Source organism: Lentimicrobiaceae bacterium (assembly GCA_023227965.1).
GTDB lineage: Bacteria > Bacteroidota > Bacteroidia > Bacteroidales > JALOCA01 > JALOCA01.
Window position 1 is genome coordinate 1 of the sequence record JALOCA010000034.1, and the last position, 20,489, is coordinate 20,489.

Annotated in this window: 17 protein-coding genes; 5 read left to right on the forward strand and 12 right to left on the reverse strand. The window is 38.0% G+C overall.

Annotated features, from left to right (window positions below):
• The coding region (locus M0R21_10750) for an insulinase family protein (protein MCK9618297.1) at positions 1–767 on the reverse strand (767 nt) is incomplete at its 3' end.
• A 108-nt stretch (positions 768–875) separates the two neighbouring features.
• Positions 876–2,594, reverse strand: a complete 1,719-nt coding sequence (locus M0R21_10755) for a DNA polymerase III subunit gamma/tau (protein MCK9618298.1) — start codon at positions 2,592–2,594, stop codon at positions 876–878.
• Between the two features lie 141 nt (positions 2,595–2,735).
• On the opposite strand from M0R21_10755, the gene M0R21_10760 reads away from it, so the two are divergent.
• Genes M0R21_10760 through M0R21_10775 form a run of 4 tightly spaced genes read left to right on the forward strand, consistent with a single transcriptional unit; the run spans position 2,736 to position 6,994 of the window.
• Positions 2,736–4,088: a polysaccharide deacetylase family protein gene (locus M0R21_10760; protein ID MCK9618299.1), complete on the forward strand. Its 1,353-nt coding sequence runs from the start codon at positions 2,736–2,738 to the stop codon at positions 4,086–4,088.
• Positions 4,089–4,133: 45 nt separating this feature from the next.
• Entirely contained in the window at positions 4,134–5,057 is a 924-nt protein-coding gene (locus M0R21_10765) for a hypothetical protein (protein MCK9618300.1), read from the forward strand.
• Positions 5,058–5,096: 39 nt separating this feature from the next.
• A complete protein-coding gene (upp, locus tag M0R21_10770; GenBank protein MCK9618301.1) occupies positions 5,097–5,750 on the forward strand; it encodes a uracil phosphoribosyltransferase in 654 nt (217 codons plus the stop codon).
• The gene (locus M0R21_10775; protein ID MCK9618302.1) at positions 5,750–6,994 is read left to right on the forward strand and encodes an ABC transporter permease; all 1,245 of its coding nucleotides are present in this window, start codon (positions 5,750–5,752) and stop codon (positions 6,992–6,994) included. The genes upp and M0R21_10775 overlap by 1 nt, the downstream gene beginning before the upstream one ends.
• Before the next feature lie 9 nt (positions 6,995–7,003).
• Here M0R21_10775 and M0R21_10780 read toward each other — a convergent pair whose 3' ends face one another.
• From M0R21_10780 to M0R21_10795, 4 genes are all read right to left on the reverse strand, one after another.
• Complete coding sequence (locus tag M0R21_10780; GenBank protein ID MCK9618303.1) at positions 7,004–9,820, reverse strand: alpha-amylase family glycosyl hydrolase; 2,817 nt, start codon at positions 9,818–9,820, stop codon at positions 7,004–7,006.
• A 193-nt stretch (positions 9,821–10,013) separates the two neighbouring features.
• Positions 10,014–11,447 carry a glycogen-binding domain-containing protein gene (locus M0R21_10785; GenBank protein ID MCK9618304.1) on the reverse strand — a complete coding sequence of 478 codons (1,434 nt, stop codon included), beginning with the start codon at positions 11,445–11,447 and terminating at the stop codon, positions 10,014–10,016.
• A 20-nt stretch (positions 11,448–11,467) separates the two neighbouring features.
• Positions 11,468–12,496: a pepsin/retropepsin-like aspartic protease family protein gene (locus M0R21_10790; protein MCK9618305.1), complete on the reverse strand. Its 1,029-nt coding sequence runs from the start codon at positions 12,494–12,496 to the stop codon at positions 11,468–11,470.
• A 304-nt stretch (positions 12,497–12,800) separates the two neighbouring features.
• Positions 12,801–13,577 carry a C40 family peptidase gene (locus M0R21_10795; protein ID MCK9618306.1) on the reverse strand — a complete coding sequence of 259 codons (777 nt, stop codon included), beginning with the start codon at positions 13,575–13,577 and terminating at the stop codon, positions 12,801–12,803.
• Positions 13,578–13,670: 93 nt separating this feature from the next.
• On the opposite strand from M0R21_10795, the gene M0R21_10800 reads away from it, so the two are divergent.
• Positions 13,671–15,755 carry an HDIG domain-containing protein gene (locus M0R21_10800; protein MCK9618307.1) on the forward strand — a complete coding sequence of 695 codons (2,085 nt, stop codon included), beginning with the start codon at positions 13,671–13,673 and terminating at the stop codon, positions 15,753–15,755.
• Between the two features lie 4 nt (positions 15,756–15,759).
• Here M0R21_10800 and M0R21_10805 read toward each other — a convergent pair whose 3' ends face one another.
• From M0R21_10805 to M0R21_10830, 6 genes are all read right to left on the reverse strand, one after another.
• Positions 15,760–16,944: a tetratricopeptide repeat protein gene (locus tag M0R21_10805; protein MCK9618308.1), complete on the reverse strand. Its 1,185-nt coding sequence runs from the start codon at positions 16,942–16,944 to the stop codon at positions 15,760–15,762.
• A 99-nt stretch (positions 16,945–17,043) separates the two neighbouring features.
• Positions 17,044–18,156: a lipid-A-disaccharide synthase gene (gene lpxB, locus M0R21_10810; protein MCK9618309.1), complete on the reverse strand. Its 1,113-nt coding sequence runs from the start codon at positions 18,154–18,156 to the stop codon at positions 17,044–17,046.
• Positions 18,153–18,440 carry a hypothetical protein gene (locus M0R21_10815; protein ID MCK9618310.1) on the reverse strand — a complete coding sequence of 96 codons (288 nt, stop codon included), beginning with the start codon at positions 18,438–18,440 and terminating at the stop codon, positions 18,153–18,155. Before M0R21_10815 ends, lpxB begins: the two co-directional genes overlap by 4 nt.
• Before the next feature lie 10 nt (positions 18,441–18,450).
• Entirely contained in the window at positions 18,451–19,221 is a 771-nt protein-coding gene (gene surE / locus M0R21_10820) for a 5'/3'-nucleotidase SurE (protein MCK9618311.1), read from the reverse strand.
• 14 nt (positions 19,222–19,235) lie between these two features.
• Positions 19,236–19,817, reverse strand: coding sequence for a DUF502 domain-containing protein (locus tag M0R21_10825; protein MCK9618312.1), 582 nt, complete (start codon positions 19,815–19,817; stop codon positions 19,236–19,238).
• 72 nt (positions 19,818–19,889) lie between these two features.
• Entirely contained in the window at positions 19,890–20,483 is a 594-nt protein-coding gene (locus M0R21_10830) for a Maf family nucleotide pyrophosphatase (GenBank protein MCK9618313.1), read from the reverse strand.
• Between the last annotated feature and the right edge of the window lie 6 nt (positions 20,484–20,489).

Consider the following 20,489-nt stretch of genomic DNA (forward strand, 5'->3'; position numbering starts at 1 on the left):
GGGTTAGGGATTGCTTCAAAATGGGCTTTAATTTTTGCTTCGGCAGCATCTATATCAATGTCGCCAACTACTATTACAGCCATCAGATCGGGGCGATACCAATCAGTATAAAATTGGTGAATAGTTTCATGTTTAAAATTTTGTATGATGTCAACTTTTCCTATAGGAATACGTTCGGCATAACGGGAATCTTTCAGAACGACAGGAAGCCAGCGTTTCATCATACGGTCATCAGCACCAAGGCCCAAACGCCATTCTTCCACGATAACTCCACGTTCCTTGTCAATCTCTTTTCCGTCCATGGTAACGTTATGCGCCCAGTCTTCTAATACCTGGTACCCTTTTTCTACGAGTTCTTCTTTATCTGTAGGTATTTGTAACATATATACTGTTTCGGCAAAACTGGTGTAAGCATTGATATCTCCGCCAAAAGACATGCCTATGGACTGAAAATAGTTTATCAGTTCGTTTTTAGGAAAGTTTTTGGTTCCGTTGAAACACATATGTTCGGTAAAATGTGCCAGTCCCTGCTGGGCATCAGTTTCGTAAAGTGAACCGACATTTACAGCGAGCCGTAGTTCGACACGTTTTTCGGGTTTTGCATTTTTGCGTATATAATAAGTGAGTCCGTTGGCTAATTTCCCAATACGTACATTATTATCTATAGGTATAAGAGCGCTTAAATCAACGGGTTGCTGGGCATATACTACTGTAAAACCCAGAATTCCTGCCGCAAGGAAAAGGAAAAATAAACAAAACTTTTTCATGTGTAAATAAATTTTAAATTAAGGCTATATAATGTTTGAATGTGAGTTTGTTATCGTGTTTGTCCCGATTAATCAGGACTCTCGTTTTGTAAAGGTTACTATTTGTTTTTAAAAATCAAGTTCAAGGGAATGGTCTTCCTTAAATTTTTTGATTAACGGGTTTTTTTCGGCAAGGGCATTTAATTTTTCTATCGGGGTGTAGGGTCTGATGGTGTCTTCCGATTTTGTTATTAGTATTGTTATTTGTATTTTGTTATTATTTAATGTTTTATGTAAAAATCCCAAAAGTTCGGGTTTGCGTTGAAAAATTTCATCTTCCTGGATTTTATTGTCAATTTGCAATTCAATGCAATAGTTTTCTTTCAGCTTAGGTTTTTTCTTTGTGAGTGTTGCAAAGAAATTCGGATTTTCTTCGGCAATACTATCTGCAAAAGTTTTCCAGGCTTGTTCCATTTCTTTCTGAGTAAAATCTTTGCAAACGTTGTAGTTTTCCTGTGTTTCCTCCACTTTTTTTACCGCAGGGCTTTGCTGCATATTCCGGGTAATGGATATTCCCGTATCCGGCATGGCAACATTGGTAGCCCCTACAGTTGTTTGGGCAGTTTCGGGCGAAATGAGCTTCGTTGTAACAGGATGCCCAGCTTCAATTTTATTCTCTTCCCTCAGTATTTGTGGCGCAGGTACTTCCGGCTTACCTTGCTGTTTTTGCTGTACCGGCTGATTAATGGTAGGGTTGGGGTGCAGATTGCAGAGTTGCATAAGCAGCAATTCAATGCTTAAACGTTTGCTATTGCTCGCTTTATAGTTAACATCGCATTTGTTTACCATTTCGAGTGCCGGAATCAGGAAAGATAACCCGCTTTTGGCTGATTGCTGTGCATAGCGGCTTTTTACCCCCGAGCTTACTTCGAGTAGTTTTAGGGTAGCTTCGTCTTTACACACTAACAGGTTGCGGAGGTGTTCACCCAATCCGACAAGAAAATGTTGTCCATCAAAGCCATTTTCAATTATTTCATTTAAAATGAGCAGGCAGTTGGAAATATCACCGTTGATGGCATAATCCGTGGTTCGGAAATAATATTCATAATCAAGTACATTCAGGTTTTCAATTACAGCTTCGTAGGTAAGTTGGTTATTGGTTGAACTTACAATCTGGTCAAAAATAGAAAGCGCATCCCGCATGGCTCCGTCCGCCTTTTGAGCTATGGTATGCAATGCATCAGGCTCAGTATTCACGTGTTCATGGAGTGCTACGTAAGCCAACTGACTAACAATATCATCAACAGTCAACCTGCGAAAGTCGAAAATCTGACAGCGCGATAATATGGTGGGAAGGATTTTGTGTTTTTCGGTAGTGGCTAATATAAATTTTGCATAAGCAGGGGGCTCTTCCAGCGTTTTCAGAAATGCATTAAAAGCGGAAGCCGAAAGCATGTGCACTTCATCAATGATGTACACTTTGTATTTCCCGATTTGCGGAGGAATACGCACCTGCTCTACCAGGCTGCGGATATCGTCAACAGAGTTATTGGATGCTGCATCCAACTCGTGAATATTAAATGAGGCTGACGTATTGAACGAAAGGCAGGAGGGACACTGGTTACAGGGCTCGGCGTTTTCAGAAAGATTTTCGCAATTGATGGTTTTGGCTAAGATACGAGCACAGGTGGTTTTGCCAACTCCACGAGGTCCGCAAAACAAAAATGCCTGGGCTAACTGTTTGTTGTTTATCGCATTTTTGAGTGTATTGGTGATAGATTTCTGTCCTATTACTGTGTCGAAAGTGACGGGACGGTATTTTCGTGCCGATACAATGAAATTATCCATTTGCTATTAAAACAAGGTTGATTTGGTTTGTCAAAAGTAAAAAAAAAAGCATTCAGTGAGGCTTAACCCCATAATACAATACTAAAAAAATATATTTACTTAGTTTTCAATTAATTTAAATAAATTTTTACAGAAAGCGCTATGTTTCTATCTTTTTTATATCTTGGTGGCTCTTTTTGTATGGCTATGATTCTCGTATATGTTTCAAAACAATCGCAACGTTGCAAGTATATCTTTAACCTGATATTCTCTGGTTTAGTTGGTATTAACGTTAGGTTAACTACTTCCAAAGAAGAATTTGCCGGATTTGAAGGCCCTAAAATTAATTATTCTGGTGAACTCTTTGAGGATGCAATATTTTTTGAGCCTGCACCTTTATTGTTTGAGTCCGGAATCCGCAACCAGAATGTAAAATTGGTTGAATATAAAAATATTCCATGTCTTTTTCCGGTTTTCGACAAACATTCTTCTTTGCCTTTTGATCCATTTGCCGCAGCTTTTTACATGGTATCGCGCTACGAAGAGTATTTCCCGTTTATTAAAGATAAATATGACAGGTATGTTGCCAGCCAGAGTATTGCCAGCCAAAAACACTTTCTGCAAAAACCTGTGGTGAACTATTGGGCTGAAATGGTAAAAGAGATTGTAAATAACTACTATCCTGCGTTGAAATTCCGGCAAAAAAAATACCAATTTATACCCACGATTGATATTGATGCAGCGTATGCGTTCCGGCTAAAAGGGTTTGTGAGAAATAGTGGAGGCTTTTTAAAGTCGCTTGCTGACCGTAACTTTTCTGAATTTTTTCAACGTGCAAGGGTATTGTCGGGTCTGGAAAAAGATCCTTTTGATACATATGATTATCAATTTACATTGCAAAAAAAATACAACCTAAAACCTGTTTATTTTATACTTTTTGCTGATTATGGCTACAATGATAAAAATATTTCTGTCGGAAATATAAAATTCCAGTATCTGTTAAAAACCATTGCCGATTATGCCCCTGTGGGTATTCACCCTTCATTCGGATCCAATTTTCATCCTGAAAAACTGGAACAGGAAGTCGCCAATCTTTCAGCGGTGCTTAAGTGTGAAATTACCAAAAGCAGGCAACATTTTCTTATGCTTAATTTTCCGGCAACTTACCGTAATCTTATTAATCTTGATATAGCCGATGATTATTCAATGGGATATGCTTCGCAAATTGGATTCAGGGCAGGAATTGCCGATACGTTCCCTTTCTATGACCTGGATTCTGACACTGCTACCCATTTGCAGATTCACCCTTTTGCAGTGATGGATGGTACACTTGCCGATTATCTGCAAATACACGTTGATGAGGCACTTCAAAAAATAAAACCCCTTATTGATGAAACGAAAGCAGTAAAGGGTACGTTCATGAGTATTTGGCATAATGTATCTTTGAGCAACCAGGGCAAATGGAAGGACTGGCGCAATGTTTATGAAGAAATGATACAATATGCATTGCCATAGTACGATTTTATTTAAAATAAAAAATTTAATTATATATTAAAATTGTTGAAATATATAAAAAATAATGCAATTGACATAGTTCGCTGGAACAATTGTATAGCGCAATCAAACAACAGATTACCTTATGCCTTTTCGTGGTATCTCGATGCTGTTTTTCCAGGTTGGGATGCCGTTGTGGAAGAAAATTACAAGGCTGTTTTTCCGCTTGTAATTAGGAAAAAATATGGTATTTATTATATTTTTCAACCTTATTTTATCCAACAATTAGGCATTTTTTCTACGGTTTCTCTCGATGAAAATATGGTGGATGAGTTTATTGCTGCGATACCTCCTTTTGTTAAACTTGTAAGAATTAATTTGAATTACTCCAATAAAAGCCGACTATTTTCGCATACTATTTCTCTGCTTACAAATCTTGAATTAAATCTTGCTGTTCCCTATGAGAAAATATATAAAAATTATTCTGAAAATACAAGAAGAAATATAAAAAAAGCAAATACCAACGGTCTTTTTATTCAATCTACAGAAAGTCCCGAAACCATCATTTCACTTTTCAGAAAAAACAGGGGCAGTACAATTGAAAAAATGAATGATACGGCTTATAATAAACTCCGGTTGCTTTTACAGACGGCATGTCAACATGCGAAAGTGTCATTAAAAGAAGTATATACTTCAGATAATGTTTTATGTGCTGGCGCCATTTTGCTTTCTGATGGTGGACGCAATATTTTTATTTTTTCGGCAGTGAATGCTCTTGCAAGAAAAAACGGCGCCATGTCTTTCCTTATTGACCATTGGATACAGGAAAAGGCAGGGCAAGTCGGTATTTTTGATTTTGAAGGCTCAAACAATGCGCAACTGGCGAGGTTTTACAAGGGTTTTGGCGCAACAGAAATATTTTATCCACATTTGGAAATCAATAGATTAAACCCTATATTGCACACTATATTACGTATAATTAAACATTGATGATAATTTAACTAATTTTGTATAAAATATTTTTGAAAAATGGTAAAGAACATCGGCAAGAACAATACAATTTTTAACCAGTTTATAGCAGAAATTCGTGATGCAGAAATACAAAAGGACAGTTTCCGCTTTCGCAGGAACCTGGAACGTATAGGCGAAATTTTTGCATATGAAATAAGTAAAGAATTAAATTATACGGTTAAAGAAGTTGTTACAACATTAGGGACTGCTAATGTTCCAGTACTAACTGTAGCGCCGGTACTTGCCACCATTTTGCGGGCGGGGTTGCCATTACACCAGGGTTTGCTCAACTTTTTCGACCGGTCAGAAAACGGATTCGTATCGGCATACCGAAAATATAAAAAAAACGGAGGATTTACTATCCAGGTTGAATATTCTTCCTGTCCGGAATTGACGGGAAAGGTACTCATTCTTTCAGATCCTATGTTGGCTACCGGTGCTTCGATGGTAGCTACTTACAAAGAATTGCTAATCAGTGGAAAACCCGCCCATACCCACATTGTGTCCGTACTTGCCTGCGACGAAGGAATTGAATACCTGAAACGCAATCTCCCGAAAAATGATTATACGTTATGGGTGGGCGCTATTGACGACGAACTTACTGCACAAGCCTATATTGTTCCCGGTTTGGGTGATGCGGGTGATCTTGCCTTTGGTAAAAAAGCTGAGTGATGAACAATCTGGTTAAAGAAAATATTAAAATATCTCTGCTTTCTATTCGTAGCCATTTGCTGCGAACCATACTTACTATTCTCATTATCGCTTTTGGCATTATGGCACTTGTAGGTATTTTAACTGCCATTGATACCATAAAATATTACCTGAATGACAATTTTACCATGATGGGAGCCAATACTCTTACCATCCGTAAAAGGCAAATGCATATGCATATGGGAAATCATTCGAGCAATCCAAAGCTGTACAAAAGCATTTCCTACGAAGATGCAACTAATTTTAAGGAGAGGTACGAATTTCCATCGGCAGTCTCAATTTTTATTTTTGCTTCCCATACTGCCACTGTAAAATATGCATCCGTTAAGTCCAATCCGAATATTCCTGTAGCCGGAGCGGATGAAAATTATTTGATAACATCGGGTAACGAAATTGTGAAGGGAAGAAATTTTACACCCTCCGAGGTGTATTATGGGTCAAACGTTGTAATTGTGGGAAGTGAAATTATTTCTACACTTTTTAATAACAAAAATGCAGATGCTGTTGATAAGATAATATCCATAGGTGCCGGGAAATATAAAATCATTGGAGTATTGAAGGAAAAAGGGTCGAGTATTGGTTTCAGCAGCGATAAAATGTGCATAATTTCATTAAATAATGTAAGACAGTATTTTTCAAAGCCCGACATGTCTTATTCCATCAACATTACCGTAAACGATCCCAAAAACATGGAAATAGCAGAGGGGGAAGCGATGAGCTTGTTCAGCGTGATAAGAAAAGTTAAACCCGGCAGTGAAATTAGTTTTGACATCTCAAAAAGTGATAACCTTGCTAAAATGCTTTTTGAAAACCTGAAATATCTTAGGCTGGCGGCTACCATTATTGGACTTATCACCCTGGTGGGTGCAGCTATCGGGTTGATGAACATTATGTTGGTTTCTGTTAAAGAGCGTACTCAGGAAATTGGTATCCGCAAAGCTATAGGTGCTAAAAAGCGAACTATTAAACGGCAATTTCTAATCGAAGCCATTGTAATTGCCCAGTTGGGAGGAATACTGGGGATATTTTTTGGAATAATAATCGGGAACTCCATATCGCTGATGATTGGCAGTAAATTTATTATCCCCTGGATTTGGATAATTTCGGGTGTTGTGCTTTGTTTTATTGTCGCACTGATTTCCGGGATTGTGCCCGCCACTAAAGCCGCCAATCTCGATCCTATTGAAGCACTCAGGTATGAGTAAAAACTGATTTTAATTTTTTACCAGGACTCCGCTCTGTACTTTTTTGTCTGTTTGCAACCTGTAAAAATATACTCCATTATTATATGTAGCGGCATTCCATTGCAATGGTAAAAGGTGTGCTCCGCTGACCTCGGCAATTTTTTCACCCATACTATTGTAAATTATGAGGTTGTAATTCCGGATGGCTTTTTCTTCAACTGCAAAGTAAAAAATGGTAGAAGAGGGGTTGGGATACACCACCACTTCGCCATTGGGTATAAAATCAGAAATACCAGTTCCGATTTCGGGTTTGGCAAGTTTTTTAGTGGTATAAATCCGGAATTCACCGGGTTGAAGGGTAATAAAAGCTGTAGTCCCTGTTACCTGCAACGAATCTCCGGCAAAATAGTCGTACCACCAGTTGCCGGTACCAAAGTTAACCGAAGCGGTTTGCTGTATAACATCAAAATTGCCTATAACCCTTAGGTTCATTTCGGAATGATTAATTAAAATGGTTTTCACGGCACCAGCCACCGACATTGAAAAATCGGTGCTTTTAAGAGCTGCATGTTCTTTTTTCAAACTTATGAGTGCACTCCAAAATTTATTAAGGTAATTTCTGCGGAAATCATTCATGTAATCCCAACGTGGAGGTTTGGGTGTCAGCCTGTCGTTAGAAGTAAGTGAAGGCCAGTTGATAGAATAATCATAGCCCATTTCACCGAATTGCCAGATCATTTTAGGACCCGGAATTGTAAAAAAGAAAGCTCCGGTTAGCTGTTGCCTTTGCAAGGCAATTGTCATATCTTTAATATTGTAGGATGAATTGCTGGTGTTGCCATAGGTGATATTTTTATACATTACGCGTTCTTCGTCGTGGCTTTCCATGTATGAAACCAGGTTTGGCTGGTTCCAGCCGCGGTTTTTATACGAAGCCCATGAAAGGTCGGAAGTGGAAATCCATCCCATGCTTGCTTGACAGTAATTATAGTTAGAATTTCCCCACAGCATCATGCCATTGTTAGCAAGTTCGGTTTCTTCGCTGTTATCGGCAAAATGTTCGAGAATGACATAGGCATTGGGTTTTACAGCTTTGACATCGTTATTGTAACGATTCCAGATGGCAATGCGCGTGGCATCGTATTGTCCCCATGCACTTGTGTTTCCTAAAGTGTTTTTCTGTGTAAATCCTTTTGACAAATCGAAACGAAATCCGTCAACATTGTATTCTTCTAACCAGTAAGTAACGACTTTTTTTACAAAATTCTGCGTTGCCAAACTTTCGTGGTTCATGTCGTAACCAACATTATAATCATGTTTTGCTATTGTATTGAACCATGGATTGTCGGTGGCAGGATGGTTATTAGCGGCATCCCAGTAAAGCATAACCAGGGGAGAGGTGCCGAAAGAATGATTCAAAACCATATCCTGAATTACTGCTATTCCATTACGATGGCATTCATCAATAAGGCTTTTCAGGGAGTTTTTTGTTCCGTAGTATTTGTCGGGGGCAAAATAATAATTAGGATTGTATCCCCAACTGCTGTTTCCCTCAAATTCACTAAAAGGCATTAATTCAATGGCATTAATTCCGAGCCGTTTCAGGTAGGGTAGAGTGTCAATAACTGATTGGTAGGTATGTTCCGCTGTAAAATCCCGGATTAATATCTCGTAAATAACCAGATCGGTAACTGCGGGAGGCGTAAAATTTGTTACTTGCCAGGCAAAGGGAGTTTGTGCAGTTTGCAAAACCGTGGCTATTCCTGATGTTTTCCCTGCAGGGTAGGATACCAGGTTGGGATAAGTAGCATTATCAATATGTTGGTCGTTCCATGGGTCACTGACTTTGTCGGCATAGGGGTCGCCGATAAGTATTTGCCCATCAACCCAATATTGAAAAATATATTCTTTGCTTGCCTGTAAGTTATTGATTTGTATCCAATATGTATTGCCATCAGAAGTTTTGTTCATAAAACCTGAGGAATCGGCTTCCCAGTTGTTAAAATCACCGATTACAAATACAAATTCTTTTGATGGTGCGTATAATAAAAGTATTACTGTAGAGTCGTTTATATAATTAATTCCTTCGGCAGTTCCCTGTGGAGGGTCTGCTACAGTGGGAGTGGACAATACATAGAAATACACTGAATCTGACTTTCTATCCGTAGAATTGAAAGCTACAACTTTTATCCAAAATTTTCCGTAATTTGAAGCATTTATAGTATCGGTAATCAGGTTACTTGCTACTGCCTTTTCGCGAATACCGTTTACATACAGTATCATGCTGTCAGCATCTATGGCTACGGCTTTCACGGGTATGGTTTCATTGAGATTTACGAACATTGATTGTGCCGGATTTTCAATACTTACATTCAATCCTGATTCATAAATATCTATAAAAATATCTCCGCCGGTATTAGTTTTCCCTTCGAGCCAGCTACCTCCAACCTGCACTCCACTGCGAAAAACAAATGCCATTTTCAATATTTTTTCACCGGTAGGAACTCCATAAAAACTTCTTATAATAGGTGTAATATCAAGAGAATACAGGTCAGTGCCAATACATGTAAGTTTTGCCTTTGGGATATTTACCCCCCAATCTGAAATTACATATTTCCAGTCACTTCCGGATGTGCTGTTTTCAGTAATAACACCAGTATGTGCATATATATCACCAGTATATCCAGCAAGGCCGCCGCTGCCCATTGAGGCGTCAAAATATACAATAACATGGTCGCTATCTGTCGGAAAAGCAGGCTCTGTCCATACTAACGGCTGGGATTGAACGGTTGAGTGTGCAAAAAACAGAATAAAAAATATACCGGGAAAAGTAATTAGTTTTTTCATTTTATTAAAAATTATTATACAAAGGTAAGAATTAAAACTGCAATAAATGCTATAACTGTGGCACCTTAATCATTTAATGATAAAAAAGATATTGTAATAGGATGTTTGCCTTTATGGTTGACATTCACAATACTTATGGATAATTGCCAAAACGCAGGTTATAGGTGTTTCGTTGGTAAAAAGTGTCCAGTGGTTACGGTTCGATCCACAGCACCGAATTACCGGTATTGTATTCATTTCCTTCCCAGTATTGATTATCGGGGTCGGTGATCCATTTTCCGTCTACTATAAATTTATAAATATATTTACCTGGAGCAAGGAATACAGGTATTTCCCATATCCCATTTATAAATTTCATCCTGTAGCCGTCGGTTCTCCACCCGTTAAAACTGCCGGTAACAATCACTTCACGGGCGTCGGCATAATGGTTTAGTTTAAAAGTATAATTAGGTTTAAAAGCTATTACTGAATTCATCATATCGCCTTTACCAATAGTAACCGGATTATCGGGGTCAGTAATCCATTTTCCATCAACGCAGAATTTGTATTCATGATTACCGGCTGCCATAACATAAGGGAGCACCCATTCGTTATTTATTTTTTCCATAAATAATTCATTAGGGTTCCAACCATTAAAACTACCAGTAAGCGCAACACGCAAAGCATTTTGATAACCTTGCAACCGGAATACCAATGTATCACCAATTCCTATAAAGGAGTTAACATTGCCTTTTCCATCGGAATGGATTATTTTATTGTCAGGATCGGTAATCCATTCTTTATCAACGATAAATTTATAAGCATGTGTACCTTCTTTCAGAAAGATGGGTAGCTCCCATCCTTCGGCGTTTCGCTGCATTTTTAGTTCTTTGGTATTCCAGTTATTAAAACTACCGGTAAGAATGACTTTTCCTGCCTGTGTGTATCCTTTAAGCCGGAAGGTATAGTTGTAGCAAAACACTATTGAGTTATTTCCTCCGTAGGTGTCATTTTCTTTCAGTTTGTTGTTGGGATCGCGCAGCCAGTTTCCATCGGCAATAAATTTGTAAGCATATTTGCCTGGTTTCATTGTTAAGCTTATCCGCCAGCCGGAATCTGTAAGGGCCATGGCACTTTGTCTTGTGCTCCAGTTGTTAAACGAACCGGAGATAAACATCTCCCTGGCATAGGTATATCCGTAAAGAAAAAAAGTAGCTGTGTCGTTTATATAGCTAAAATACTTTGCATTAGTCAAATTGTTAATGCCATATACTGTGTTGTCGGTAGTTGTTGATGCTACTTTTTTTATCCAATTTTCATCTAATACCGGTATGTCAAATTTCATAATCTGATTGGCAGGAACAGAAGGTGGAAAAGGTGGACTAAGTTCTTTGGAAAGCTCTATTATGTTGTTTTTTATAATTTTAGTTGTCCAAACTATTCCATTAACGGTAAAAGAAGGCAATTCTTTAAATGTTGATGAAATTACAGTACTGTCGAGTTCGTAAGTCTGGCTAAGTTCGTGTATTTGTTCGTCTGTCCAATTCAGGTTTATGGTAAAAACCAGTTTTCCGTTATTTACATGGCAGATATTATCAGGCAGATGCTGTGCCTTTGCATAAAATCCTGCAAATAAGAGGAAAAACATATATATCCACCTTGTTTTCATTATTCAGCTTCTTTTTCTTTGCTAAAACATATCCCCATTTCTTTTTTTGCTAAATTAATGCAAAAAACACCTTTTTCAAAAAAATCGTAACCCAGCATTCCGTCAATTTGTATTCCATAAACATCTGAAAGAGCCGAAAGGTTTGTTATGATAGTTTGCATTCCTGAAATTTTTTTGTTTCCTATCGAAAAATCCTTCATTACACCCAGGAGTACTTCTGAATTCTGACTTCCGGCTCCACTTAAATTTGATCTGCGGATGATGCTGACGCTATTAAAAACTTTTTTGGGAGCATATGAATTTAATACGTTGGATTCAGCGCCTGTGTCGAGACAAAAATTTAGTGTTTTTCCACTTACATTTGCATTAATCAGCATAATATTATTGGTTTCCTTTATTTTATGGACAAGATCGAAATGAAGTGCCTGATTTTCTACCATGCTGTTGCCCTTTTTATCGAGACGTGTAAGCCTGAGTTTGCCTTTTTGTAAATCAATCAGCATTTCAAATTTTTTTATCATGTTCAATCCCAACAATCCCAGAATTTTTATGCCTTTACGGTTCTCGATATGGGCTAAATTAGCGATGCTCGCATTGACATTCTCATAAAACAAATCTGAAATTTGCACCTTTCCCACAATTGTACGGTTTACTTCTCCGGCTGCACCGGTTATTCCTCCGGCATTTTCATTGCTAATAGCCATGTAATCACGAAAATAAGTTTTATTAAGAACCAAATCGGTAGCTCCTGTATCAAAAACCAGATTACCGGTTTGCCCGTCAATATTGGCTTCAATGAGCAATAACCTGCCTGCATGTTTCATTGGTATGGTTAAAGTAAGAAAATTACCTGATGGACTTGGATCGTAGGAAATTGTATTAAAATGCAACTGGGCGGGGCTTTTTACAAAAGATGCAATCAAGGGAAGGCTTTCATCTATTGTAACCGTTCTGGAAAAAGAAGAAAAAAATATAATTAAACAGGTGATAATTAGTGCATAAATATATTTTTTCAAACGAAAAATCATCCAATAAATTTTTTGAGCAAGATATAAAAAAAATAATGCATTATAACTATATTCTTTTGCGAAAATGGATTATTTCAATCTATTTAGCAACCTGAGTTAGGGCTAAGATTGTAGAACCATTTATGGTATATTTCAGTATTTTACATTTCGTCATAGACGATGAATGTTAATTTTTTAAGAAAAGATTGTCCATGGAACATTCATTAGAAGAACCCACAGAAATTAAAATAAAGCCCTGACGGGTTAATATCAGGCAGATGTAGAACATGTTTTTATTCCAAACTTAGTTTATTAAGTAAACAGGTCAAATTATTTTTTTAATAAGTCTGAGTTTATGGGTATATCGGCGTTCGATTTCATCAAAAATACCCAGATGGTCAATAGTATCAATCCTGACTTTTCCTGAAGCATGTATTACTTTATTATTTCTGAGCAGTATGCCTGTGTGAATGATTTGTCCCTCCTCATTGTCAAAGAAAACAAGGTCTCCGGGTTTGGCTTCGGTAAGAAAACTAATGGGTTCCCCCTGGGTGGCTTGCTGAGCTGCATCTCGCAGCAGACTAATTCCGCTTAATTTGTACACCATTTGCGTTAATCCAGAACAATCAATACCAAATGGCGAACGTCCGCCCCAAAGGTAGGGTGTATGCAGATACATGTAGGCATTTTCAACTATTTTGCGGAATGATTCATTCTCAGGTAAATAATATTGTCCTTCGTATATATATTGTTCATTATCAATATAAAATATATTGTTAACAGGTTTGGGAATAGTGCTCCCCAATACTATGGGCAGCATAAAATTTCCGGAAATATTTTCAATTAACTGAACAAGGTCAAACGTTACGCATTGCCGGGTAAGGCTCAATTCGGAAAATACCTGTTCCGATATTTCCTGGTATTGTTTACGGTCAATCCATCCTTCATAATTGTCGTAAGTAACCCTTACTTTTGCCCAATTTTTGTAAACTCCTTCAATCACAATGGTTTCTCCAAAAAGTAATTGTGAGATCATTTCTGCCCTGTCGGAGGGTTCCCGGCGTAAGGGAACAATACTCAGATTGCATATTCCTAAACTCATAAACGGGTAATTTTTACTGTATGGCACAAATTTATTTAAAAAATTAAATTTCCGCTCATTATTTTTTTATTTTCGTACATCTAATTTTTCGATATGCGAAAGTATATATCAGGCTTACGTAATCATTATGCTTTTTTGTATAAGATTTTTCTTTTTTTTATCACTATGATATTGTTAGTGCTTCTTTTTCCGCACGAAGGAAAATTTAAGTACGAATTTCAGAAAGGGAAACCCTGGCAAAACAACGACCTTACTGCCCCGTTTGATTTTGCCATATTGAAAACCGAAAGCGAAATTAGTCGTGAAAAAAAGACCATTTTATCAGATCACCATCCTTATTTCACGTACGACACAGTTTTATCAGTAAATAAAATCAGGGAGACTGCAAAAATTTTTAATGAAAAATGGAATTTTACCTATGGGGCAAGTAATGCTTCCAAACTGATCAATTACACTGTTTTCAAACAAATAGCAGATACCTTACGCAGCAGGGGAATTATTGAATTGGATCCGGTTATCGAAAATCGTCCGGCAGATTTTGAAATTTTTGTTCTTAAAAACAACATAGCTTATAAAACACTGCTGGGCAGTTTTTTTACTATCCAGACTGCGGATGATTACATTCAACAAAAAGTAAAAGAGGCTTCAGCAAATCAACCGGGTATTCAGAGCAAATTTGTAATTCAGACCCTCGAAAATCTTCTTGTACAAAATCTGGTTTATGATTCGGAAACTACTGAAAAGGAAAAACGGAATTTACTTGGCAATCTTTCGCTAACCAGGGGTATGGTTCAAAAAGGAGAACGAGTTATTGCCAATGGGGAGATAATCAACTCGGAAAAATATCAGAAGCTGCAATCGCTTAAAAATGAGTATGAACTTAAATTAGGCACTTCGCAAAAATACTATTCAATTTTAATGGGGCAGATTATTTTAATTTCAGCTTCCCTCATCGTTTTTTTCCTGTTTTTGTACTCATTCCGTAAAGATATTTTTGCCGACAACAAAAAAATTGCTTTTATGCTGATAGTGATTTTTTTAATGGTTCTTACCACCAGTATCACCATAAAACATTATACCGAGTTTTTGTATGTAATTCCATTGTGTTTGGTTCCTATTTTTATAAGGGTTTTCTTCGATACGAGGCTTGCACTTTTTGTTTATCTGGTAACCATTATTATTATTGGGTTTCTTGTCCCCAATAGTTTCGAATTTCTTTTTCTCGAACTGATTGCCGGTATCATAACCATAATCAGTATCGCAAAACTACAACGTCGTGGGCAGTTTTTCTTCACATCGTTTCTTGTATTTATTTCATATTCAATTATATATATTGGAATGACTCTTATTCAGGAAGGGAGTCTCGAGAGTTTAAAACTTTGGGACTTTATTCTTTTTGGCGGGAGTGCCACCCTTACTCTTTTTTCGTACCCGCTCATTTTTGCATTTGAGAAAGTTTTCGGATTGATCACCGATGTGAAACTGATGGAGATAAGTGATACCAATTCAAAACTATTGCGGGAAGTTGCTTTAAAAACTCCGGGTACGTTCCAGCATTCATTGCAGGTAGCCAATCTTGCGGAAGCTTGTGCACTCGAAATTGGGGGCAATACACTGCTTGTACGAACAGGTGCTTTGTATCATGATATTGGCAAAATGGCTATGTCTATGTATTTTATAGAAAATCAGGTAAGCGGATTTAATCCGCATGATGAACTTTCGCCCGAAGAAAGTGCTGGGGTAATAATCAGCCATGTGCAGCAAGGAATTGAAATTGCGCGAAAGAATAAATTACCCGAACAGGTAATAGATTTCATAAGGACACATCATGGTACCCGGCGTACAGAATATTTTTTCAGGTTGCAAAAGCAAAATTTTCCTGACGAGGAACCGGATGAAAATGCTTTTAAATACCATGGACCCATTCCATATTCCAAGGAAACATCGGTGCTGATGATGGCTGATTCGGTGGAAGCCGCCTCACGTGCCTTAAAAAATCCTAATGAAGAAAGTTTAGGAATGCTGGTGGAAAATATTATCAATAAACAAATTGAGATTGGGCAGTTTATCAACTCCAATATCACCCTGCGTGATATCCAGATCGTGAAGAAAGTTTTGAAACGGAAATTAATGAATATCTACCATGTACGTATTTCCTATCCGGAAAACCCTGTTTAATCTATTATTTGCATTTGGTTTTTATCAACTGAGTAGCCGATTTGCTTCCCAGACTTTCTGCTTTTTTAAAATCGGAGCAAGCATCTTCTTTATCACCCATTTCTGATTTTGCCAAACCCCGGTTGAAATATGCGTCTGCATATTTGGGATTTAAAGTAATAGCCTGAGTGCAATCGTCAATGGCACTTTTGTAATTTTTAATTGTTGTACGCACTGCTGCCCGGTTGCTGTAAGCTGAAGCATTACGAGGATTCAAACTGATAACTTTGGTAAAATCTTCTTCGGCTCCGGCGTAATCTTTAAGCATAAATTTAACATTCCCCCTATTATTGATTGCTTCGGCTTTTTCGGGTGCCATTTCAACGGCTTTGTTAAACTGGGCAAGTGCTTCTTTGAATTTACCGAGGTTAGCGTATGAAATACCGAGGTTATAATACGATTCAGGAAATGATGGCATTTGCTTTTCTGCAATTAAATAATCGTTAATGGCATCTGCATCTTTCCCGAGGAAGGATTTTACTACTCCACGGTAATTGTACGCAACTGTGTAATTCGAGTCATAGCTGATGGCAAGATTCAAGTCGTTCAAAGCGCCGTTGAAATCTTTTAACTCAGCTTTTGTTCTGCCTCTGAAGTAAAACGAAAGTTTATTTTTGGGATTGAGTTTAACGGCTTCGTTAAAATCGTTGAGGGCTCCGTTCAAATCTTTAATTTCAAGTTTTGCCCTGCCTCTGAAAAACCATGCTTCTGTTTCTTTTGGATTATTTTGTACGGCTTTATCAAATTCAGCTATTGCTTCATTAAATTTTCCCGATTTGGCTAACTGTACTGCGCTTTTCGTTTCGTTCGAAATCCGGCTTTTCTCACCAAAACCTTTCAAGGGTTTAAATGTCGGGGTAGTAACTTTGGTTTGCAATTCTTGTTCTCCGGGTTTTATAGGATTCGGCGTAGGAAGTGGGGTAAGTTTTTTTTGTTGCCCGGCAGGATTCCCCTGGTTGAATGCATCGGGATGCCATGCATTTTCTGAGATTTTGTTTGCCTGATTCAGTGTATCTTTTATGGTATCATTATTTTGGGTGGCAATTGAGTCGGGTTCTGTGGTGCTTTCCGTTTGTTGGTTTTTATTCTTACAAGATAGAAAAGCGGTAGTAATTATTGAAATTACAAGTAAAATGGCTACTTTCTTCATTTTTTTATGGTTAAAAAGAGACGCAAAAATAATTATTCTGGACTTATTCTTGTTAAATGGAATTACAAAAAATGTTAATACAAATTATTAAACAGAAAATCAGGTACTCATTTGTTTGAAAATAAGCTCGGCAGTCCGGGCAGAAGCACCGGTTCCTCCCAACCGTTGGTACAATTTGCTGTAATTTTCCGAAATTTTTTTCCGGATTTCGGGTTCCGAAATTTTTTGCAACGCAAAAGTCAGATTTTCCCTGTTCAGTATATGCTGGATAAGCTCTTGTACAACAGGGAAATCCATTATCAAATTCACCAGAGAAATGTATTTTACCTTAATAACTTTGCGAGCTATTTGGTACGAAATAGAATTTGCCCTGTAACAAACTACTTCGGGAACTCCGAACAAAGCTGTTTCGAGCGTGGCGGTGCCTGAAGTTACGAGTGCTGCAAAGGCTGATTGCAGTAAAGGGTAAGTTGCATTGAAAACAATTTTTACGTCGTAACCATCGCAGATTTTTTTATAAAATTCTTCACCGATTGAATGTACCCCTGCCACTACAAACTGATAATCAGGAAAATTTGGAACTACCTGCAACATTGTTTTCAGCATTTTAGAAACTTCTTGCTTACGGCTACCTGGCAATAAGGCAATTACAGGTTTATCCTGTTGAAGTTTTTGCGTTAAAGTAGTCGGAATATGTTGCGCTTTAGTGCTTTCTATGGCATCGAGCAGGGGATGGCCCACAAATTCAACTGCATAATTGTGCTTTTCGTAAAATTCTTTCTCAAAAGGAAGAATCACAAACATTTTATCAACAAATGCTTTAATTTTTTTTACTCTCGACTGTTTCCATGCCCATATCTGTGGCGAAATATAATAAAAAACCCTGTAACCTTCGCAATGGGCAAACTCGGCAATTCTGAGGTTAAATCCTGGGTAATCAACAAGAATTATGGCATCAGGGTGGTAATTACGGATGTCGTTTCTGCAAAATTTAAGGTTACCGAGAATTGTCCGAAGGTTAAGTAAAACTTCGGCAAAGCCCATAAAAGCCAGGTCGCGGTAGTGTTTCACAACATCACCCCCGCTCGCTTTCATTAAATCGCCACCCCAACATCTGAACGTTGCATTTGCATCTCTTTTTTTAAGTTCGTTCATCAAGTTCGACGCATGCAAGTCACCTGAGGCTTCGCCGGCTATAAGGTAGTACTTCATATTAAAACCTTCATTTTTATTAATATAAATAAAACTAAAACCCCTGCAAAAAGGAAGAGAAGAATTCCTTTTGCAGTTTTCATAAGCTTTTGGGTAATAAAATATCGTAGCAATAATATTGATGGAATAGCCGACATCAGCAACAATGCTTCTTTTTTTATCAAAGTAAACAGAGCTGAAGCCGGAAGAAGGTATTTCCAGATTGCAAAGAGCAGGGCAAAAGTAATTCCTGTTAGAATAAACGAAGCCAAAAGCCCGAATAAAAAGTTATCTTTCTTAAACATACAATTAATATCAATTATTCAAATCCCAGTTTTGTAACTCGCTGATGAAATGATGAGCGGTAAAATCCACTTTAATAGGAGTTATTGCCACAAAATGATTGGCAAGTGCCCATTCATCAGTATCTTCTCCTTTATCAAGGTTTTGAAAATAACCTGAAAGCCAGAAATAATCGCGCTGGTGAGGGTCTTTGCGTTCGTCGAATGATTCTTCCCAATAAGCTTTTGCCTGTCTGCAGACTTTCACTCCCCGGATAGCCTCTCCGTTAACCATGGGGAAATTAACATTAAAACAAATTCCATCAGGAATACCACGCCTTAGTACTTCTTCAACAATTTTTTTGATAAATGGCAAAGTTTGAGAAAAATCTGCATCATGGGAAAAATCGGCAAGAGAAAACCCAATTGATGGTATCCCAAGAATAGATGATTCGATAACTGCCGCCATAGTCCCTGAATACACAATATTTACCGATGAATTAGAGCCGTGGTTGATGCCTGAGACAACGAGGTCGGGTTTGCGGCGAAGGACTATTTTTTCGCCTAACTTCACAGCGTCAACAGGTGTACCGTTGCAGCTATACTCTTCATAATCGCGGGTTTTTTGTATGCAATGCAATCTGAGGGGGGAATTCATGGTTACTGCATGGCTCATGCCCGACATGGGCTTGTCGGGAGCAACCACCACTGCTTTCCCGAGGGTTCGTACCACATCAGTCAATGCTTTAATACCCGGAGCATTGATTCCATCATCGTTGGTGATTAAAATAAGGGGTTTATTCATAAATGGTTTGTATTCTATAAATTGGTAACGCCAGCCGAAACAATAAATTTCATTACCTCAGCAGGGGGAGCATTTAATTTTCTTACATTTTCGGAAGGAACAATAAAAAGATTACCCGAAAAATTATACGAATGGGGCAAATACACGGCAATTTTATTGGCAGGAATGCCCAGGTGTGTTAAATCGGATTGGGTAATAAACCCCAGCTTTTCTAAATCGGCTTCCTTGTTTACTTTGACAATGACGGGTATGTTAAATTTTCGTTTGTTGCCCACCACCGCGCTCAGCATATCTTTTATTGAAGTGTAGATGATGCTTATAAGAGGAGCTCTGCTGATGGTTTTGTCAATGTATGCCATCAGGGGTTTCAGTATGATGGATGAACCCAGAAAGCCAACGAATGTGATGAAAAGTAAGATGAGCAATAGTCCTAAGCCCGGCAGTTCCAAGCCAACGTTTTTCTCAATAAAACGACGTGGAACTCCATCGAGCAGATTAAAGGTTATTACCAGAGCATACACCGTGATGGTAATAGGAGCCAGGTATAAAAGCCCCTGGAAAAAATATTTCAGCAGGCGTTTGGTATATTTTTGCATAATACATTTTTAAGCTGCAAAGGTATGAATAATTGCTGCTTTTGCAGGTATGCCCGGTATGCTATCAAATAATTAACAAAAACTTTGCAGTTCGACGTAGAGTTTCTGAACGGGCAAGCCCATCACATTGTAAAATGATCCGTTTATTTTCTCGATAGCGGTATAGCCTATCCATTCCTGAACGCCGTAGGCTCCGGCTTTATCGTAAGGTTGGTATTTTTCAATATAATAACAGATTTCGTCGTCCGATAGTTTTCTGAAATACACGTCCGATTCGGCATAAAAGGAATGTTTTCTGTTACGGGTTCGCAAAGAAACACCGGTGATAACTGTATGTTTATTACCGGAAAGCTGTTGTAAAATTTGCCGGGCATGGTCGAAATTGTCGGGCTTACCGAGAATATTTCCGTTAAGGCAGACTGTGGTGTCGGCAGTTATGAGTAAAAAGTTATCGGGCAATTCTGTATCAGTGAATGCTGCCGATTTCAGTTCTGCAAGGTAAAGTGCAATTTGTGCAGGTAACAAATCTGATGGATAGGATTCTTCGGTTTCTTTCAGCATTATCTCAAAATGTAACCCTAATTCGTGCAACAGTTGCTGCCTTCTGGGGGAACGGGAGGCTAATATGATATAATAGCGGGAAATTTTTTCAAAAAAATCGTACATATAGTA